This window comes from Rheinheimera sp. (genome assembly GCF_037442345.1).
GTDB lineage: Bacteria > Pseudomonadota > Gammaproteobacteria > Enterobacterales > Alteromonadaceae > Pararheinheimera.
The window spans coordinates 43545-60752 of sequence record NZ_JBBIQL010000005.1; the positions used below are offsets into that span (position 1 = coordinate 43545).

Sequence of the window (17208 nt, forward strand, 5' to 3'; positions counted from 1 at the left end):
GCAGGGCCAGTCTGGTTACGTCTGTGGGAATTACATATTCAGCTGGAAGCCCAGCAGGAAACGACGGCCCCACTCGGTGTAATTGGCCGGACGGCTTGGATCATTGTCAAAGTAGGTGACCGCAGGCTCGTTGGTCAGGTTTTGCCCCTGCAGCATCACTTTGAAGTTTTCGGTCACTTCGTACGACAGGCTGGCGTCTAAGGTTGCCTCGGCATCAGCACGGGTGATCTCCGTGGGTGTCCAACTGCCGACCCGGGTATTGGCGCTGCGGTAGTTGTACGACAGCTTGGCGTCATAACCGGCTTTGTAGTACCACAGCGTCAGGCTGCCCACGTGTTTGGATAAACCACCCAATGGCATTGGGTTATCGGCCGGTACAAACTCATACACATTGCTGTCGGTCAGTGAGTAGTTGGCATAGAAGCCTAAACCATCGAACGGCTCTGGCAACATATCCAGCGCGCGCTGATACATCAGCTCTATGCCCTTAATCTGGCCACCCTCACCATTGATGGGGCCGGTAAACTGATACACCACGCCGTCAATGGTCACTGGCTCAGTGGCGCTGCCGATATGGGTGGTCAGGTCTTTAAAGAAGGTGGAGGCTGAAAACGCATGTTTCTCCGACCAGTAGTATTCAAAGCCCAGGTCCACCTGGTTGGCCACAAATGGATCCAGGCTTGGGTTACCGCCTGAACCTGTTTTTACCGGGCTTTGTGCGTCCAGCTGGAAGCCCGAACGCATTTCAATCAGTGGCGGACGGGATAAGGCACGTGACAGACCGAAACGCACCTGTGCTTCGTCTGACAGGTTAAAGATCATATTCAGCGCCGGCAGAATTTCGTCGTAGTCATGATCAACCGACACTGGCGAGTAGACGCCGTCTTTAAACTGGTAACCACTGGAGGTGGAGTCGGTGCGGACATAACGCACCCCAAAGTTACCGGTGTAAGGCAAATCGCCCAGCTCGCCTGCCATTCTGAACATGGCATAAGCGGCGGTATTGGTTTCCGTCACATGCCAGGACGACACGCGGTCTGTGTCGGTTTTTTCATGTTCACTGCGGTTATCGATGCCACCAAAGGCGTCGCTGACCACTTGATCCCAGTTCTTCATGCCATACAGTGCCGGCGCTGTGAAATCGCCACCCATGCTGTAGCTGACGCCGTAATCGGTCAGGCCACTGTTGGTCACAGGCTGCCACCAGCTTTGCACGTCATTGTCTTTGTCGCGGTCGCTGTAACGCAGGCCCAGCACCAGGCTTTCCACCACACCCCAGTCCAGGCCACGTTCAAAGTCGGTGCGCACAGACACCATCTCATCGGTCAGGTCACGGTCTGTGTCCACTGTCATGCCCGTTAAGGTGTAATAATCCGGGTTGCCGATGTCTTCATTCACCCAAATACCTAAACGGCCACCGGCATTGCTCCAGCTGATATCCAGCGGGGTTGGGCCGTTGTAGGCTGAGGTCAGGTTGACCCAACGCGATTCAATGCTGGCTTCTGAGTAACCGATATCCAGCGTAGAGGTCCAGACATCGCCGGTAAAGGTGGTTTTCAGGCCCGTGCTGAGTAAATCGTTTTTCTGGAACCAGGTGGCGTTATTGGCGGAATGCGCGCCCCATAACAGGCCACCGCCGGTAATTTGCTGGCTGCCATCGGCGTTCGTGACAATAGTCGGGGCTGTGGCGGAGTTGTTGTAGTTCCAGTTGCTGCTGTCCTGCCAGTTACCCCAGCCGTCAAACCAGAACTGGTCTTCCCGTTCTTTAATATCGAACTCAGAGTAAAACAGGTCGTATTTGAAATTCAGCGCGTCTGTCGGCTGCCATTCCAGAATCATCAGGCTGCCAACGCGTTCGTTGTTGCCCATCTTGGTGCCGGCTTTACCACCCCAGGGCGCCACTTCTTTGATGCCATCGCCATTGACGTCGCCCATGTCGGCGTCGGTTTTATTGTAGGAGTACGAGGCGGTTTCACGTTGTACTGAGGGTTGGTCCTGATAGGTCAGGCCAAACACCACCCCAAAATTGTCGGTCCACTGGTCGACGTACGAGAACGACCCTTTTTTGCCGGTGCCATCGGCACCTGGCAGATCGTCGGCCATCGGGTAATCCATCAGGTTACCGGTGATGGTGATCATGCGTTTGTCTTTGGCCAGCGGGCTGATGAAATTCATATTGACCAGACCGGCAATACCGCCTTCGAGGTTCGACGCCAGCGGGCTTTTGTACACTTCAACCGAGTTAATCAGTTCGGCCGGGAATTGCTCGTAACGCACGTCGCGGCTGGGTTCGGCACTGACAATTTCGCGGCCGTTCATGGTGGCCGCATTTAAACGGGCACCCAAGCCACGAATGGAAATACTGCTGGCATTACCCCGGTCACGCTCAGCGGCGATGCCTGGCAGGCGGGCCAGAGAGTCGGTAATGGTCACATCCGGCAGTTGGCCTAAATCGTCCGTGGTGACAATTTCCACTGTGGATTCAGCCAGTTTTTTCTGCATTAAAGATTTGCTTAACGAAGCACCAAAACCACGTACCTCAATCACCTCAATTGAAGGTTCGGCTTTTTTTGCTGTTTGTTCAGTGTCTTGCTGCTGAGCCAGCAGCGGTTGAGCGAATAAAATCTGTGCCATAGCCAGTGCTACAGCAGTTTTCTGGAATCGAACTGTCATTGCCTACCCCTGTCGTACCGAAGTGATGTTTTTTGTTGTTGTCCAAGTCTGGCGACCTGACTGGTGTTTATTTATACCACTTAAGGAAAACGTTTACCAAAAAATATTTGGTTCATACAGGTTAATATTTATCAACTATATGTTTTTAAAAAAAATAAATTAAGAAAGCGATTACCTGTTGCTCTGGTAAAACCAGCAGACTCTGTTACCCAATGATGGGCTGTGGTACAACAAGCCTGATTAGCGGATGACGAGAACTCAGAATGAAAACAATAGCTTTGGTTGCGCACGACGGGAAAAAGGCGGAATTGCTGGAGTGGGTAAAACTGCATGCGGCCTTTTTCCAGGACAAAGAGCTGGTGGCGACGGGCACGACAGGGCGCTTATTGGGGGATGTACTGCAAAAGCCGGTGAAATGCCTGGCCAGTGGCCCTTTAGGTGGCGACCAGCAAATTGGCGCTTTAATTGCCGAACAACAAATCGACTGGCTGGTGTTTTTCTGGGATCCATTGTCATCACAACCACATGACCCGGACGTCAAAGCACTGATCCGGCTGGCCGTAGTGTGGAATATTCCGGTGGCCTGTAACAAAGCCACGGCGGACTTTATTGTGCATTCCACCTTAGTGGCGCAAGACTACCAGCGCACGGTGCCGGATTTTTCCGCGCACAATAACCGACTGTAAAGCCAAGATAGAAAACACCCCACTAATGCTGTGGGGTGGTGATTAAAGCGCAGTCTGTTTCTGTTGCCTGTTCTGGGCTTAGTTCAAAACAGAGATGGGGTGGGTAATCTTTGCTTTCGACCATATAGGTTCGCCCCAGCTTTACAATCAATCGAGTTTCTTTCTGAATAAATTCAGCGGTGTCATAGTTGTAAGCGACTTTTAACGCGCGTTTGTTATGCAGCAAAAAATGGCCGTCCATGACGCTGATTTTGGCGGTGACTCCGGATGTTGCCCCCGCCAGATTATTGGTTTGCACAAAGTACAGATGTGAACCCGAGCGGAAATGCGATTCGACATTCCAATCTTTCCCCACAGGGCCAAACAGGTAATTCAGAAACATTAACGAGATCCAGGTTTGTGCTAAGTGCATTCTGTTGGGTGATGTTCGTTTCAGGCCACTATAAAAACAGCCGCCAGCCACCAGCAAAGTCAACAGCGTGCCCGCCAGTGCGCCGGTAATTTCCCATTCAAAATACCAATTGAGCAGGAAACACAGAAAGTAAACCAGAAATGGGGTGTAGACGATAAGGTGATTGAAAAATCTCATTTTTTTAGCTCTTCCTTAAGCATGTAGCTGGCGATTTCCACAACAAAAACGCCTGTACACTACCAGCAACAGAACCTACAGAGAAGCGAAGTGTTCCTTTTTTGGTTCATAGGGTGTTGTGGCGCTGTGATCGTCAAAAAAGGAATGTCGATTATTCAGCACAAAAGGCGTTATGTGATCAAAACATCAACCCAGACAACTGCTTCAGGTAGATGGGGGTGGCCGGGTGCTGACTAAGTTCGAACAGACAAAAAGCGGTCAGCAGGGCACTGAGCAAGGAGCTCCAAAACCAGGGCTGACGGGGTTTTTCCTCTGGTTCCGTAGACCCCAGATAGCGCGTAATCAACCAGGCGGATAACAGCGCCAGCACAATAGAACCTGCCAGCAACAGATAAAACCAGCTCAGATTGGTGCCTTTGAGTTGCCAGGCGACACCGGCCAGAATACCGGGCAGGAAATAAGCCACAGGAAAGAGGCAACAGGCCAGAATGGACGCCGGAAAATAACGGGCTGGTGCCAGTTGCAGCATACCGGCCAGCAATGGCAACAAAGGCCGGCTGGGGCCAATAAAACGGCCGGCAATAATGGCCAGCCAGACGCTTTTATCCAACATGGCGCGCACTTTATCCAGCTGCTTTTGCTGTTTGGCCAGCCAGGACCAGCGTTCCAGCTGAGGGCGGAAATGCCGGCCTGCCAGATAAGACAAACCGTCACCCAGAATACCGGCAGCGGCACCGACCAGGCAGGCCTGCCAGAACCCTATCTGGCCTGAGCCAATCAGCAGGCCAAAACTGAACATCAGCGCGGTGCCAGGCAGCAACAAACCAAGCACAGCCACAGATTCAAAAAACACCAGACCAAACAGGATCAGTAACGCCAGATGCTGGTACTGGTCGAGTAGCTGATGTAAATACTGCTCCATTAGGATCTCCTGCTGAGCTCAGATCGGGTGGGCGGCGTCCAGCGCTGCATTTCAATCAGCCTGGATATGGTGCGTGCAAAGGCAAATTGCAACTGGCTGGCCTGGTATAACTGCTCGACCGGAACTTCGGCGCTTAACAGCAGCAGGCAGCCCCGGTCGTAACATTCGTCCACCAGCGCAATAAAACGCCGGGCTTCATTGTCGAGCAGGGCGCTTTGGCCGGCAACAGCGTCACGCTGATAGCCATCTTCCGTGCCCTGGGTGACTGTTGCCTGAACGTCAGCACGAAAGGCCGGCACGCCACAGAGCAGTACCAGCCGGAAATGGCTGGCCAGCTGCATATAATCAAGCTGGCTGCGGCCCTCGCCACAGAGCGCAAAAAACTCAAAGGCAATGGCCTGCTCATTCTGACCCAGGCAGGGCAGGCGGCGCTGGTTCAGCAGGAGCTCGGTGGGGGCAGACAGCTGGCCAGTGTAAGGCGAAGCCAGTTGCAGCGTGGTCTGCGTGTCGGTATTCAGCCAGTAATACTGCGGCAACGCGGCGCCCAGCCGTCGGTAATCCTGGCCTGCGTCCAGCTGCAGTATCTGGCAATGCTGTTGCAGCAATGCAATAAAAGGCTCGAAGCGCTCGCGCCTGTGGCCATTCTGATACAGCTGTTGCGGCGCGCAGTTGGAGGTAGCTACCAGCATCACGCCAGCATCAAATAACGCCTGCCACAAGTTAGCCAGTAACATGGCGTCGGCAATGTCGGTGACAAAAAACTCGTCAAAACACAGCACCTGATACTGCGCCGCCCAGTGCTGTGCCAGCTGTTGCAACGGGTTTTTCTGGCCTTGCAGCTTGAATAAGGCTTTGTGCACGGCGGCCATAAAGTGATGAAAATGCAGCCGGTTTTTCCGCTCGCCCGGAATGGCCTGATAAAACCAGTCCATCAGCAGGGTTTTGCCACGGCCAACCGGGCCATACAGATACAGGCCCTGCATAGGCTGGTGCTGGATCAGTGCCTGCAGCCGCAGCTCCAGCTGTGCCAGCGCCTGCTGCTGGCCGGCGTCCTGTTGCAGCAGGCCTTGTTGCACCTGCTGCTGATAACGCGCACTAAGCGAGGGGATCAATCGGTCGGACCTGCTGGAACATAACGCTGCAACCAGCCGGTAAACTCCTGATACCAGAACAGCGAGTTATTGGGTTTCAGCACCCAGTGGTTTTCATTGGGGAAATACACCAGCCGGGCGTCAACCCCTTTGCCTTTGAGCACACCGTAAATCTCCAGCCCCTGAGTCACAGGCACCCGGTAGTCCTGCTCGCCGTGCATAATCAGCATGGGCGTAACAAATTTGTCGGCGAACATGGCCGGGCTCGACTGCAGCAGGTTCGGCAGGCCATCCCAGGGCGCACCGCCGTAGGCGTTTACTCTGTGTTCGGTGGAGTCAGAGGCAAACTGTGCCATCAGGTTGTACACCCCGGCGTGGTTGATCAGCGCTTTGTAGCGGTCGGTATGGCCAGCTATCCAGCTGACCAGATAACCGCCGTAGCTGCCGCCAGCAGCAGCCAGCCGGGTGGCGTCAATAAAGCCACGCGAAATCATATAGTCCACAGCGGCTTCGCTGTCGGCAAAAGGTTTGCTGGCATGGTCGCCCTGAATGGATTCAGCAAAGGCCTGACCAAAACTGGTGGAGCCGTGGAAATTCGGCTGGATCACCACATAACCGGCCGCGGCAAACACCTGCGGGTTCCAGCGGTAGCCAAAGCTGTCGGCGCTGAAACTGTGTGGGCCGCCGTGCAATACGTTCAGCAACGGCCATTTTTTCGCCGGGTCAAAGTTGGGTGGGTAGGTCACATAAGCTTGTATCTGTTTTCCCTCCGCACCGGCAAAGCTGACATCTTCGGTTTTGCCCCAGGCCAGTTTTTGCTGCAGTTCGCTGTTGATACGGGTCAGCTGTTTCAGGGTGCGGCCTTTGTTGTCCAGGCTATAGAGTTCAGGCAACTGGTTCAGGCTGTGGTGGATAAAGTACAGCCGCTGGCCGCCAGCCACGCTCAAGTCCTGGCTGTCGCCCTGACGGAAAATCTGCTGCACCTTTGGTGTTGCTGAACCACCAGTTGCCGGCCTGCTGTACAAGGCGGTTTTGGCACGGTCGGCGGCAGAAAAATACAGCGTCTGGCCGCTTGGGTCGGTCTGCCAGTCCTGTACAGATAAATCCAGTTGGGCGGTCAGTGGGTCTTTTTTACCGCTGGCCAACTCCAGCCGGGTCAGCTGCACATTGTCGGATGAAAAGCTGGTGCTGCGCTGCGCACCGTAGTACAGGTATTTACCGTCCGGACTGAAGTGTGGCTTGCTGTCGTCGGCCGGGTTGTCGGCCGTCAGGTTGGTAAACTGGCCTGAACCGTCTGTTTTCAGCAGCAGAATATCCTGGTTCAGTTTGTCATAAGGCGCCGGGCTGGTATTGGCGCTAACAGCGATAAAACGGCCGTCTGGCGATAACTCAAATTCAGCGCCGCCATTCAGGCTGAACCAGCGGTCCCAGCCTGGGGTTAAATCGGTGATCTCGCCGCTTTGCACATTCAGGCTGAATAAATGCGGGTAGCTGTCATCGGTCAGCCAGTGGTCCCAGTAACGGTAGACCCGGTTTTCGGTCACCTTGGCTGTTACATGCTGCTGCTTTTTCTGCTTCAGCTGGGTGGCCAGCGCCGTGAAATCACCATTAAAGCCTTTGGGAACATCAGCAAGGAACAACATGCGCTGGCCGTCCGGAAACCAGACCGGCTGCTGCACCGCAACCGGTAACTGGGTCAGGTTTTTCGCTTCGCCGCCGGTCAGTGGCATCACAAATAACTGCGGCTTGTCAGCACCGCGTTTGGATAAAAACGCCAGCTGCTGGCCGTTTGGGCTCCAGATCGGGCTGGTATCGGGGTCCGGATGCGAAGTCAGTGCCTGCAGCTGATTCGAACGCAAATTCAGCAGGTAAATATCGGCGTTGCTTTTGTCGGTGTTCAGGTCAAAGCGGGTCAGGGTAAAGGCCAGCTGGCTGCCGTCGGGTGACAGCTCCAGGTTGCCTGGCCGGGCAACCTGCCACAGGTGCTCAGCCGTGATGGGTTCAGCCGCCTGAAGACTGCCCGTCAACAGCAGCGCGGCGCAAAATGCAGAAACTTTCATTGGGGTGTCCCTTTGTTTTGGTTTGGCAAAAACTAACACAGCCATGACCGGCTGCAAACCTTCTGCCCGGCCTTTTGCTGTGGCTTGCCTGTCACTTGGGATCAAGTCAGACAAGTTGCTGGTTTTCTGCGCTGTTTGCCGCGAATTTAGCCATCTGAACATCTGCTTATATTAGGTGTTGGTGAAGTTTTGCTTTTGCTGGGTTGCAGCGAATTTCTTGCGCTGAGCGGTCTGCAAGCTGCGTCTAACGGCCCCCCATTGCGGGGCTTCTGAGTTGTAAGCAAAAGTGTCAGGTGGTACACCGCACGCCGCGCAATAGTGTTTTTGCGCCTTTTTTCTGTAGTACAACAAGCCAAAGTGAACTTATAAATGACAAAAAACATGTTTAGCAAGACGCTGACCGCAGTAGCGGTCATGGCGTCTTTGGGTGCTGCTGCACCCGCATTCGCACAAGATGCATCGCGCGGAACGTTAATTGGCCAGGCTCAGGATCAGAACGGCCAGGTGGTCAGTGACGTGGTGATCACCATCGTCAACCTGGAAACCGGCTTAACCCGTACAGTCAACAGCAGCGGCAACGGCGCTTACCGTTTCCCGCTGTTACCGCCAGGTGCTTACTCGCTGAAAGCCACCAAGGCCGGTTATGAGGTGGTCGCGGAAGAAAAGTTTACGGTCTCAGCCGGTGGCAACACCAGTCTGAACCTGACCATGCTGCCGGAAGGCAATGTGGAGTCCATTCAGGTGCGTGGTTCCCGTGTGGCGGCCATTGACACCCGTTCAGCCGAAGCGGAAATTGTGGTCAATGCGGACTTCCTGTCCAAAGTACCAGTACCACGTGACCTGGCGTCTGTAGCGCTGCTGGCTCCGGGCACCACCAAAGGTGACTCTGATTTCGGTAACCTCGCCTCGTTTGGCGGTGCCTCTGTTGGCGAAAACGCCTTTTATGTCAACGGCCTGAACGTGACCAACTTCCGTAATGGTCTGGGTGGTTCTGAACTGCCATTTGAAATGTACGAGTCGTTTGAAGTGAAAACCGGTGGTTATTCTGCCGAGTTTGGCCGTTCCACTGGTGGTGTGGTGAACGCCCGCACTAAATCCGGTTCCAATGAATTTAAATCCGGCGCCAGCGCTTATTTTGAGCCGTCGTCACTGCGCGCTGAGCGTCCGGACGTGATTCTGAGCGACGCGGCTCAAATCAATGAAAACGGTACGCCGTATTATGTAATTAACAGCAACCACGACATCGGTGAAAACAACTACAACGCCTGGGCCAGCGGTGCTCTGGTGGAAGACAAGTTGTTCTTCTTCGGTTTAGTCAACTACAAAGACCGCGTCAGCGATTACACCACGGACGATTTGGCCTATGACCGCGATGCCGGCGATGTGTTGTACTCTGCCAAAATTGACTGGTACATCACCCAGAACCATATTCTGGAATTTACCGGCTGGGATAACTCCACTGAGCTGGAAGCCAGCAAATATGCGTACAGTTTTGGCGAAAACAGCCGTGGTGAACACTTTGGTGATTACGTGCTGGAAGGCGGCGGTAAGTCGTATGCGGTGCAGTACACCGGTATCCTGACGGATGACTTAACCATCAGCGCTTTATATGGCGTGAATAAAACCTCGTACAGCGAGCTGAACACAGGCAATACAGGTGTGGCGGCCACAGATTTAACCGCTGGCATTCAGTTAACACCTTACGCGCTGTCTACACCCACCATGCAAAACGACAAACGTGAAGCCATGCGGTTTGACGTGGATTGGTATGTGAATGATGACCACAGCCTGCGTTTTGGTATCGACTATGAAGACATGACGGCCAAAGAAGCGACTGGCCGTGTCGGTGGGGCTTTGTATCAGTACATTGGCTGTGATTCTGCGTTTACCTCGCAGCGTGACCTGATCAATGCCGGTTGTACCCGCGTACGTTTTAATGAATACCGCAACACGGGTGACTTCCAGACCAAGTCGAATGCGTACTACATTCAGGACACCTGGTCTGTCACCGACCAGTTAACGGCCCGTATTGGTTTACGTAACGAGCAGTTCCAGAACTTCAATAAAGCCGGTGAGAAATTTATTGATGTGTCAGACCAGTGGGCACCTCGTGTCGGCCTGGTGTATGACCTGACCGGTGAAGGCGAAACCAAAGTGTTTGCCAACTATGGCCGTTATTTCCTGCCCGTGGCCACCAACACCAATATCCGTCTGGCCGGTGACGAGCTGTACACCCTGACCACGTACAACCTGTTAGGCGTAAACCCGGACTTCTCACCTATTGTTGATCTGGATTCGCCAATAGGTAAAACGGTTTATTCAGACGGCACCTTAAAAGGCACTGGTGAGACAGTCAATGCCGACATTGACCCTATGTACCAGGACGAGTTTATTCTGGGCTTTGAAACCATGCTGGATGACGACTGGTCAGTCGGCGTGAAAGGGACTTACCGTGATCTGAAGAGCTCGCTGGAAGACGTGGCGATTGACTACGGCTTTAACCAGTACCTGGAACAAGAGTTTGGCTCCAGCTGCACCATGTGTTCAGGTTTCCACTACTACGTGCTGACCAACCCGGGTAAAGACGTGACCATCACCACAGACCCGGACGGTGACGGTGCGCTGCCAAACCAGCAATACACCATTCCGGCCAACCTGCTGGGTTACCCGAAAGCCGAACGTCAGTACGGCGCCATCGACTTTAACGTCAAGCGTGCTTTTGATGATGTCTGGATGTTAGATGCGACCTACACCTGGTCACACAGCTGGGGTAACAACGAAGGTTTCGTTCGCTCTGACAACGGCCAGGACGATGCCGGTGGCACCACCAACTATGACCAGCCAGGTCTGGTTGACGGCGCGTCAGGCAACCTGCCGAATGACCGCCGCCATATGGTGAAAATTCAGGCCTCTTATGCACTGACCGACGCTTTCTCTTTAGGTACCAACTTCCGCTGGGAATCGGGCCGCCCCCTGAGCTCGTTCGGTTTCCACCCGACTGATGTATTCGCGTCGCAGTATGAAGCGGAATCCTTTGTCCACAACGGTCAGTTGTCGTCCCGTGGTGCTATGGGCAGAACGCCAAGCAGCTGGACGCTGGACCTGACCGCGACTTATGCGCTGGATCTGGCTGGGACAGACCTGGTCCTGCGTGCTGATGTATTCAACGTATTCAATAACCTGCGTGCCACTGAGTTTAACGAAGTGAACGAGATTTATGCGAATGAAGACCCGGAGACAGGTCGGTACATTGGCGAGACCAGCGCGCTGTACGGTTTGCCAACGGCCTTCCAGACCCCACGTTATGTGCGTTTAAGTGCAGAAGTGAAGTTCTGAGGTTAGACTGAGCATCACTAGTGAGTCACACCAAAGCCGGAGTTTTCCCTCTCCGGCTTTTTTATGGAGCTTACCCATGACCCAAGCTCACCCTCTTTATCAGACCGACGATTTAATGGCGGCGGTTCGGGCCGGCCGCAGAGCCGAAGCGCAGGCAATTTTGCAGTATCTGGCCGGGTTATCTGAGCCACAAAACAAGCTGCCACTGGCGGCAGTCGCTATTGGAATTGGTGAACTGGCCCTGGCGCGCCTGTTACTGGACCAATTCCGTCAGCGCAAAGAAATGACGCTGAATGAACTGCTGCAATGCGCCGGTTTATACGCCGAAGCGGGCCAGCCAGACCTGGCCATTCAGCTGGTGCAGCCGCAGGCACAACAAGGTTTGCCTTACCCAGGTATTTACCATTTGCTGGGCACGGCAAAATCGCAAACCGGCGCTATTGCAGCGGCGGTTACTGAGCTTAAAAAAGCCCTGAGCTTAAGCCCGCAATCTGGCATCAGCTGGCTGACGCTGGCGAGTATGGTGAACTTTGCCAAAGACGAGCAGGCCTTTAGCCGCTTGTCGGCGGCCTATCAGCAGCATCTGCAGCCAGCCCAAGCCGAAGCCCGGCATTTTCATTACGCCATGGCCAAAGCCTGGGACGACCGTGGCGACTACCAGCAAGCCTGGCAATGCTACCAGCAAGGTGCGGCATTGGCGGCGGCGCAAAGCCGTTATCAGCCGGCGGAGCATCAGCAGTTTGTACAGCAGTTAATGGCCGACAGCCAGTGGCCAAACCCAAAGCGCCAGCACCGTGTTGTCGCCGCTAAACCACCAGTGGCGATTTTAGGTGTACCGCGCAGCGGCACCACCTTGCTCGGCCAAATGCTCGGTTGTCACAGTGCACTGAATGCGGCGGCTGAACACCCGGCGCTGGCCGTCAGCTGTATGCATTTAAGCCGGAGCCAACTCAGCCAGTTTAACCAGTACCTGGCGGTGCATGGCGCACCGGGCGCCGCTTTGGAGCATATGGCTGCGTTGTACCTGCGTTTGGCTGGCGAACGTACGCCGGGGCAAGGTGCTATTGTCGATAAAGCGCTGAACCTGACCCAGTACTTTGATATCTGGGCCACCTTGTTTCCGCAAGGCAAAGCCATTTATATCCGCCGTGACGACGCTGAAACGGCCTGGTCCTGTTACAAAACCAATTTCCGCCAGCAGGCAGACTGGAGCTGGCGAGCTGACGACATTGCCAGTTATCTAAGGCTGGAACGGCAATTGATGCAGCATTGGTTGGCCCTGTACCCGGAGCGCATTCTGACGGTGGACTATGCCGATTTACTGAACTCGCCCGAACAGACGCTACGGCGTATCTGCCAGCATCTGCAACTGCCTTTCGAGCCGGCCATGCTGAGCTTTTACCAGAACCGGGCGCCGGTGCAAACCGCCAGTGTCGGCCAGGTGCATCAACCACTGTTTACCCCCCCAAGGCCTGCGGCGGAGCGCTACCCGGAGTTTTTTCGCCAATGGCAGCTGGCATGGCACATGGGGCAGGGACCGGGTGCTTAACCCGGCTTTGCCCGCCCTTGTTGAATCTGACTTCATTCAGCAAGCCGGCGTTCAGTGCTGCTGTGTTGGTGCAGCGGACTATACTTTAAGGTGCAGTCACCACCCTGGGAGGTCGCTATGTTCAGTGCAGCATTCTGGAGAACTTATGTGCAGTTGTTGAGTTTTGATGGGTATTTATTGCCTGAGCAACTGCATTTTTATCTGGATACACCAGAACAAACAAAGGAAGGCTAAGCCTTCCTTTGTTTTGGCGTGACACTGTGGATCACTCCAGTTTCCGCCAGACTTCATACTCCACACGTTTGCCCTCTTTCCAGCGTGAGTTGGTCCAAACGCCATTTTCCACTGTGTAACTAAAGGAAAACTGTGCACCGCTGGCCTCACCAAACGAATTCAACGACAGCGTTTCGGTGTAGTGGCCCGCTTTGGTGCTGTAGGTCCCTGAACCGGCCGCCCAGAATTTGCCGTCACGCATGGAGGTAAAACTGAAGTGGTGGTCCGACAACACTTTTTGTGCTGTCATTTTGACATCCTGATACGACACCAATTGGCCTTCAGCATCCAGATATTCCCCTTCCACCAACTGCCAGCTGCCGTTCAGTTCTGTGGCCTGAACCCAGGCCGAAACCAGCAGTACCAGCAACGCAGCGATGTGTTTTTGCTTCATACTCCTGCTCCTCTGTATAGCTTTTGCGGGTTACTTAACTGGTTTTGCCGAGGTCTTCGCCATTCAGGTACGCCTTGATTTGTGCGCCCAGGCCGCTGAAGTAGGTCAGAATACTCTGGCGGACTGGTTCCATTTCTTCGGCGGTGATGTTGTTAAAGTCTTTTGGATCCTCAAAATCACCCAGTTCTTTATGTTTGGCCTGGTAGTTGGTCAGCGCTTCCAGTTTGGGCATCAGCGTCAAATCCACCGGCTGATGGATGGTTTCCACACTGATGGCAAAAGCCGCAGAGCTGAAATACATATCCATACCTAAAAAACTGCGGGTAAAGAGGCCATAGCCCTGGCTATAAAACTCGCTGCAGCCATAACTGCTGCATTGCAAAAAGGCCAGGGATGGCGTCTCGTAGACACTGATCACCACCTGAATGCCCTCGGCCAGCAGGCGTTGACGCAGTAGTTCAGGTGCCGGGTTGAATTGCCAGTTTTTATTCTGTACGTCGACAAAATCCAGTGGTTGCAGCGACATTTGGTTCCATCGGCTCAGGTCCACCACTTCAAAACGCCCGGGCTGCTCCAGCTGGCTTTTTAAGGTGGTAAAGATGCTGTCCGCCATGTGCCAGTTGTACGCATAGCTGGTGTCGAAGTTATTGAAGATAGTGGTACCGACATGACTGTGTTTGGTACTGTCACCAGCTATTACCAAAACACCAATTTTAGTTTTTGCAGGTAAATTCAGGCTGGGGGTTGGGGGAACATAGGTACTGACACAGGCACTGAGCAGCAGGCTGAATGCCAGAACAACAAAAACTTTCATGGGCTGTCCTTAGTTAAAAATCCAGTGGAAACTAATTTGATAAACACGCTTTTATAGCAGCAAGTTTACTGTTTTTAAACAACTTTGTTTACAGGGGCAAGGCCTTGAATTTTGCATTGCAACGCAAAATTCAAGGCCTCACCCCAATAGGGCCGTCAGGCGGATTTTGGCAGCCAGCGGGCGCAGCTGGCTGAGAGCAGGACAAAAACGGCGGAGCCCCACAGGCAGGCAACCAGGCCATAGTGTTGGAATAAATAACCGGACAACAAGGTGCCGATCAGCCGCCCCATCGCATTGGCCATGTAGTAGAAACCGACATCCAGCGACACGCCGTCGGCTGTGGCATAACGCACAATCAGGTAGCTGTGCAGTGACGAATTAATCGCAAAGATGGCACCAAATAACAGCAGGCCTGCGACCAGCAACGTCTCTGTGGGCCACTGATCCGGCAGGACGAATGTCAGTGTCAGGGCCAGTGCCACAGGCAGCGCAGCGAGCAAAAAAGCCCAGCCAATCACTGCGCTGCGCTCGGGCATGCGGCCGGATTTTTTACCTGTCAGGGCAGGGGCCAGCGTTTGCACTATGCCGTAGCCAATCACCCAGCAGGCCATAAAAGTGCCGATACCTTGTTGGCTCCAGCCCAGCTCACTGGCTAAAAACAGCGGCAGCGCTAGCGCAAACCACAGGTCACGCGCGCCAAATAAAAACAGCCGGGCGGCCGAAAGCGCATTAATGGCCTGGCTTTTCGCCAGTAAATCGCTGAATTTGGGTTTAAAGCTGCTTTTGCCGAGTTCTTGTGTAAGCAGCACCAGGCTCAGCAGCCAAACCAGCGCTAAAGCGCCCGTCATCGCGGCTACAGCCCCCTGAAAGCCCAGTTGCGTCAGCAGCAGGCCACCTAAAAAGAAGCCGGCGCCTTTGAGTGCATTTTTTGAACCGGTCAGCACTGCCACATAGCGATACAGCATGCTGTCGGCCCCGGCTGGCACCAGCTGTTTAATAGCGCTTTTGGCGCTCATTTTATTCAGATCTTTGGCAATACCCGACAAGGCCTGAGCGGCCATCACCCAAACGACCGTCAGCCAGTCGGCCGGGACCAGCAGCATGCCAAGCGCCAGCACTTGCAGGGCCAAACCCAGGTTCATGGTTTTATTCAGGCCGACACGGGCACCGAGGTAACCGCCAACTAAGTTAGTGACCACACCGCAGAGTTCATACAGCAAAAACAACGACGCCAGCTGCAGCGGGCTGTATCCCAGCTGGTAAAAGTGCAGCAACACCAACATACGCAAAGCGCCGTCGGTCAGGGTAAAAGCCCAGTAGTTGCCGGTCACCAGCAGGTACTGCTTCAGTGCTGCACTCATTGTTTAACCTGCCTGATCGGCCAGGCCGACCAACAACGCCAGCTCGACAGTGCGGTTGGCGTAACCCCACTCATTGTCGTACCAGGCGTACAGCTTCAGCTGAGTGCCGTTCACTACCATGGTGGACAGTGCATCAATGACGCTGGAGCGCGGGTCGGTTTTGTAATCGACCGACACCAAAGGCCGCTCTTCATAACCCAAAATGCCCTTGAGCTCGCCTTCAGCGGCGGCTTTAAGCAGGGCATTCACTTCGTCCACTGTGGTAGCACGTTGCAGCTCAAACACGCAGTCCGTCAGCGACGCATTGGCCAGCGGCACCCGCACCGCATGGCCATTTAAGCGGCCTTTCAGTTCCGGGAATATTTCAGTAATGGCGGTGGCTGAGCCCGTGGTGGTGGGGATCAGGCTGGAACCTGAAGCGCGGGCGCGGCGTAAGTCTTTATGGGGGGTATCCAGAATCGACTGGGTGTTGGTTAGATCGTGAATAGTGGTGATGGAGCCGTGTTGAATGCCCAGCTGTTGGTGGATCACTTTCACCACAGGGGCCAGGCAATTGGTGGTGCAGCTGGCGGCGGTGACAATGCGGTGCTGCGCTTTGTTGTACAACTGATGGTTCACGCCCATCACCACATTCAGTACCCCAGCTTCTTTCACGGGGGCACTCACCACCACCCGTTTCACGCCCTGGTCCAGGTAGGCCTGCAACAGCGCTGTGGTTTTCATTTTGCCGCTGGCCTCTATGACCAGATCACAGCCTGACCAGTCGGTGTCGGCGATGGCTTTATTGCGGCTAAAACCAATTCGTTGTGAACCTATGCGAAGCGTGTCGCCGTCGGCGCTGGCTTCATGCACCCAGCGGCCATGCACTGAATCGAAATTCAGCAAATGGGCAAAGGTGGCGGCGTCACCGGCCGGGTCATTGATCTGCACAAACTCAAATTCTGGCCAGTCAAAGGCGGCCCGCAAGGCCAGCCGGCCGATACGGCCAAAGCCATTGATACCAATTTTAATAGTGTTCATCCGATATCCTCGCAGTTAACAGCAGCGTTGTTGGCGGGCAGGGCGGTCGCCCATCCGGCATAAATTAGCAAGTAGGGGAGTGACCAACTCAGGGTTGGCCTGGCCGGTGAGCAGCAGGCATTGCTGCGCCCAGGCTGGCAAATCCGGGTGCAGGCGGTAATACACCCAGAGGCCTTGTTTGCGGTCGAGCAGAATGCCATCACGCCGCAACTGCGCCAAATGCCGGGAAATTTTTGGTTGTATTTCGCCTAAAGCCGCTACCAGCTCGCAGACGCAGAGTTCCTGTTCCTGCTGGATCAGCAACAAGGATTGCAAGCGGGTTGGGTCAGACAAGGCTTTAAAAAAAAGTAAGGGGTCGAATCCAGCGTCTGAAGAGGGCATAGCCAACCTATATATGGATAATCATATGTAAAGAGTATACATATGTTTATCCATATATG

The 17208-nt window shown here is 54.2% G+C and carries 13 protein-coding genes; 3 read left to right on the forward strand and 10 right to left on the reverse strand.

The annotated features are described in order from the left end of the window. Positions 1-30 precede the first annotated feature (30 nt). Entirely contained in the window at positions 31-2673 is a 2643-nt protein-coding gene (locus WKJ04_RS03980) for a TonB-dependent receptor (RefSeq protein WP_337879211.1), read from the reverse strand. 263 nt (positions 2674-2936) lie between these two features. Between WKJ04_RS03980 and WKJ04_RS03985 the strand changes: the two genes are divergently transcribed. Beyond that, positions 2937-3359, forward strand: coding sequence for a methylglyoxal synthase (locus WKJ04_RS03985; RefSeq protein WP_337879212.1), 423 nt, complete (start codon positions 2937-2939; stop codon positions 3357-3359). Between the two features lie 22 nt (positions 3360-3381). Here WKJ04_RS03985 and WKJ04_RS03990 read toward each other — a convergent pair whose 3' ends face one another. The 4 genes from WKJ04_RS03990 to WKJ04_RS04005 all read right to left on the reverse strand — a co-directional run bounded on the left by WKJ04_RS03990 (position 3382) and on the right by WKJ04_RS04005 (position 8021). Further along, positions 3382-3948: a hypothetical protein gene (locus tag WKJ04_RS03990; RefSeq protein ID WP_337879213.1), complete on the reverse strand. Its 567-nt coding sequence runs from the start codon at positions 3946-3948 to the stop codon at positions 3382-3384. Positions 3949-4126: 178 nt separating this feature from the next. Beyond that, the gene (locus WKJ04_RS03995; protein WP_337879214.1) at positions 4127-4870 is read right to left on the reverse strand and encodes a DedA family protein; all 744 of its coding nucleotides are present in this window, start codon (positions 4868-4870) and stop codon (positions 4127-4129) included. Further along, positions 4870-5982, reverse strand: coding sequence for a cell division protein ZapE (gene zapE, locus WKJ04_RS04000; RefSeq protein WP_337879215.1), 1113 nt, complete (start codon positions 5980-5982; stop codon positions 4870-4872). The genes WKJ04_RS03995 and zapE overlap by 1 nt, the downstream gene beginning before the upstream one ends. After that, positions 5979-8021, reverse strand: a complete 2043-nt coding sequence (locus WKJ04_RS04005) for a S9 family peptidase (protein WP_337879216.1) — start codon at positions 8019-8021, stop codon at positions 5979-5981. Before WKJ04_RS04005 ends, zapE begins: the two co-directional genes overlap by 4 nt. Positions 8022-8402: 381 nt before the next feature. Between WKJ04_RS04005 and WKJ04_RS04010 the strand changes: the two genes are divergently transcribed. Together WKJ04_RS04010 and WKJ04_RS04015 are read left to right on the forward strand one after the other, a co-directional pair. Continuing rightward, entirely contained in the window at positions 8403-11357 is a 2955-nt protein-coding gene (locus WKJ04_RS04010) for a TonB-dependent receptor (protein WP_337879217.1), read from the forward strand. A gap of 76 nt (positions 11358-11433) precedes the next feature. Then, positions 11434-12906, forward strand: coding sequence for a sulfotransferase (locus tag WKJ04_RS04015; protein WP_337879218.1), 1473 nt, complete (start codon positions 11434-11436; stop codon positions 12904-12906). Positions 12907-13171: 265 nt separating this feature from the next. Here WKJ04_RS04015 and WKJ04_RS04020 read toward each other — a convergent pair whose 3' ends face one another. The 5 genes from WKJ04_RS04020 to WKJ04_RS04040 form a co-directional block, all read right to left on the reverse strand. Further along, positions 13172-13573, reverse strand: a complete 402-nt coding sequence (locus tag WKJ04_RS04020; RefSeq protein ID WP_337879219.1) for a hypothetical protein — start codon at positions 13571-13573, stop codon at positions 13172-13174. 34 nt (positions 13574-13607) lie between these two features. Next, positions 13608-14387 carry a hypothetical protein gene (locus tag WKJ04_RS04025; protein ID WP_337879220.1) on the reverse strand — a complete coding sequence of 260 codons (780 nt, stop codon included), beginning with the start codon at positions 14385-14387 and terminating at the stop codon, positions 13608-13610. A 155-nt stretch (positions 14388-14542) separates the two neighbouring features. Further along, positions 14543-15748, reverse strand: coding sequence for an organoarsenical effux MFS transporter ArsJ (gene arsJ, locus WKJ04_RS04030; protein WP_337879221.1), 1206 nt, complete (start codon positions 15746-15748; stop codon positions 14543-14545). Positions 15749-15751: 3 nt separating this feature from the next. Then, a complete protein-coding gene (locus WKJ04_RS04035) occupies positions 15752-16768 on the reverse strand; it encodes an ArsJ-associated glyceraldehyde-3-phosphate dehydrogenase (RefSeq protein ID WP_337879222.1) in 1017 nt (338 codons plus the stop codon). Positions 16769-16783: 15 nt separating this feature from the next. Then, positions 16784-17149 carry a metalloregulator ArsR/SmtB family transcription factor gene (locus WKJ04_RS04040; RefSeq protein ID WP_337879223.1) on the reverse strand — a complete coding sequence of 122 codons (366 nt, stop codon included), beginning with the start codon at positions 17147-17149 and terminating at the stop codon, positions 16784-16786. Between the last annotated feature and the right edge of the window lie 59 nt (positions 17150-17208).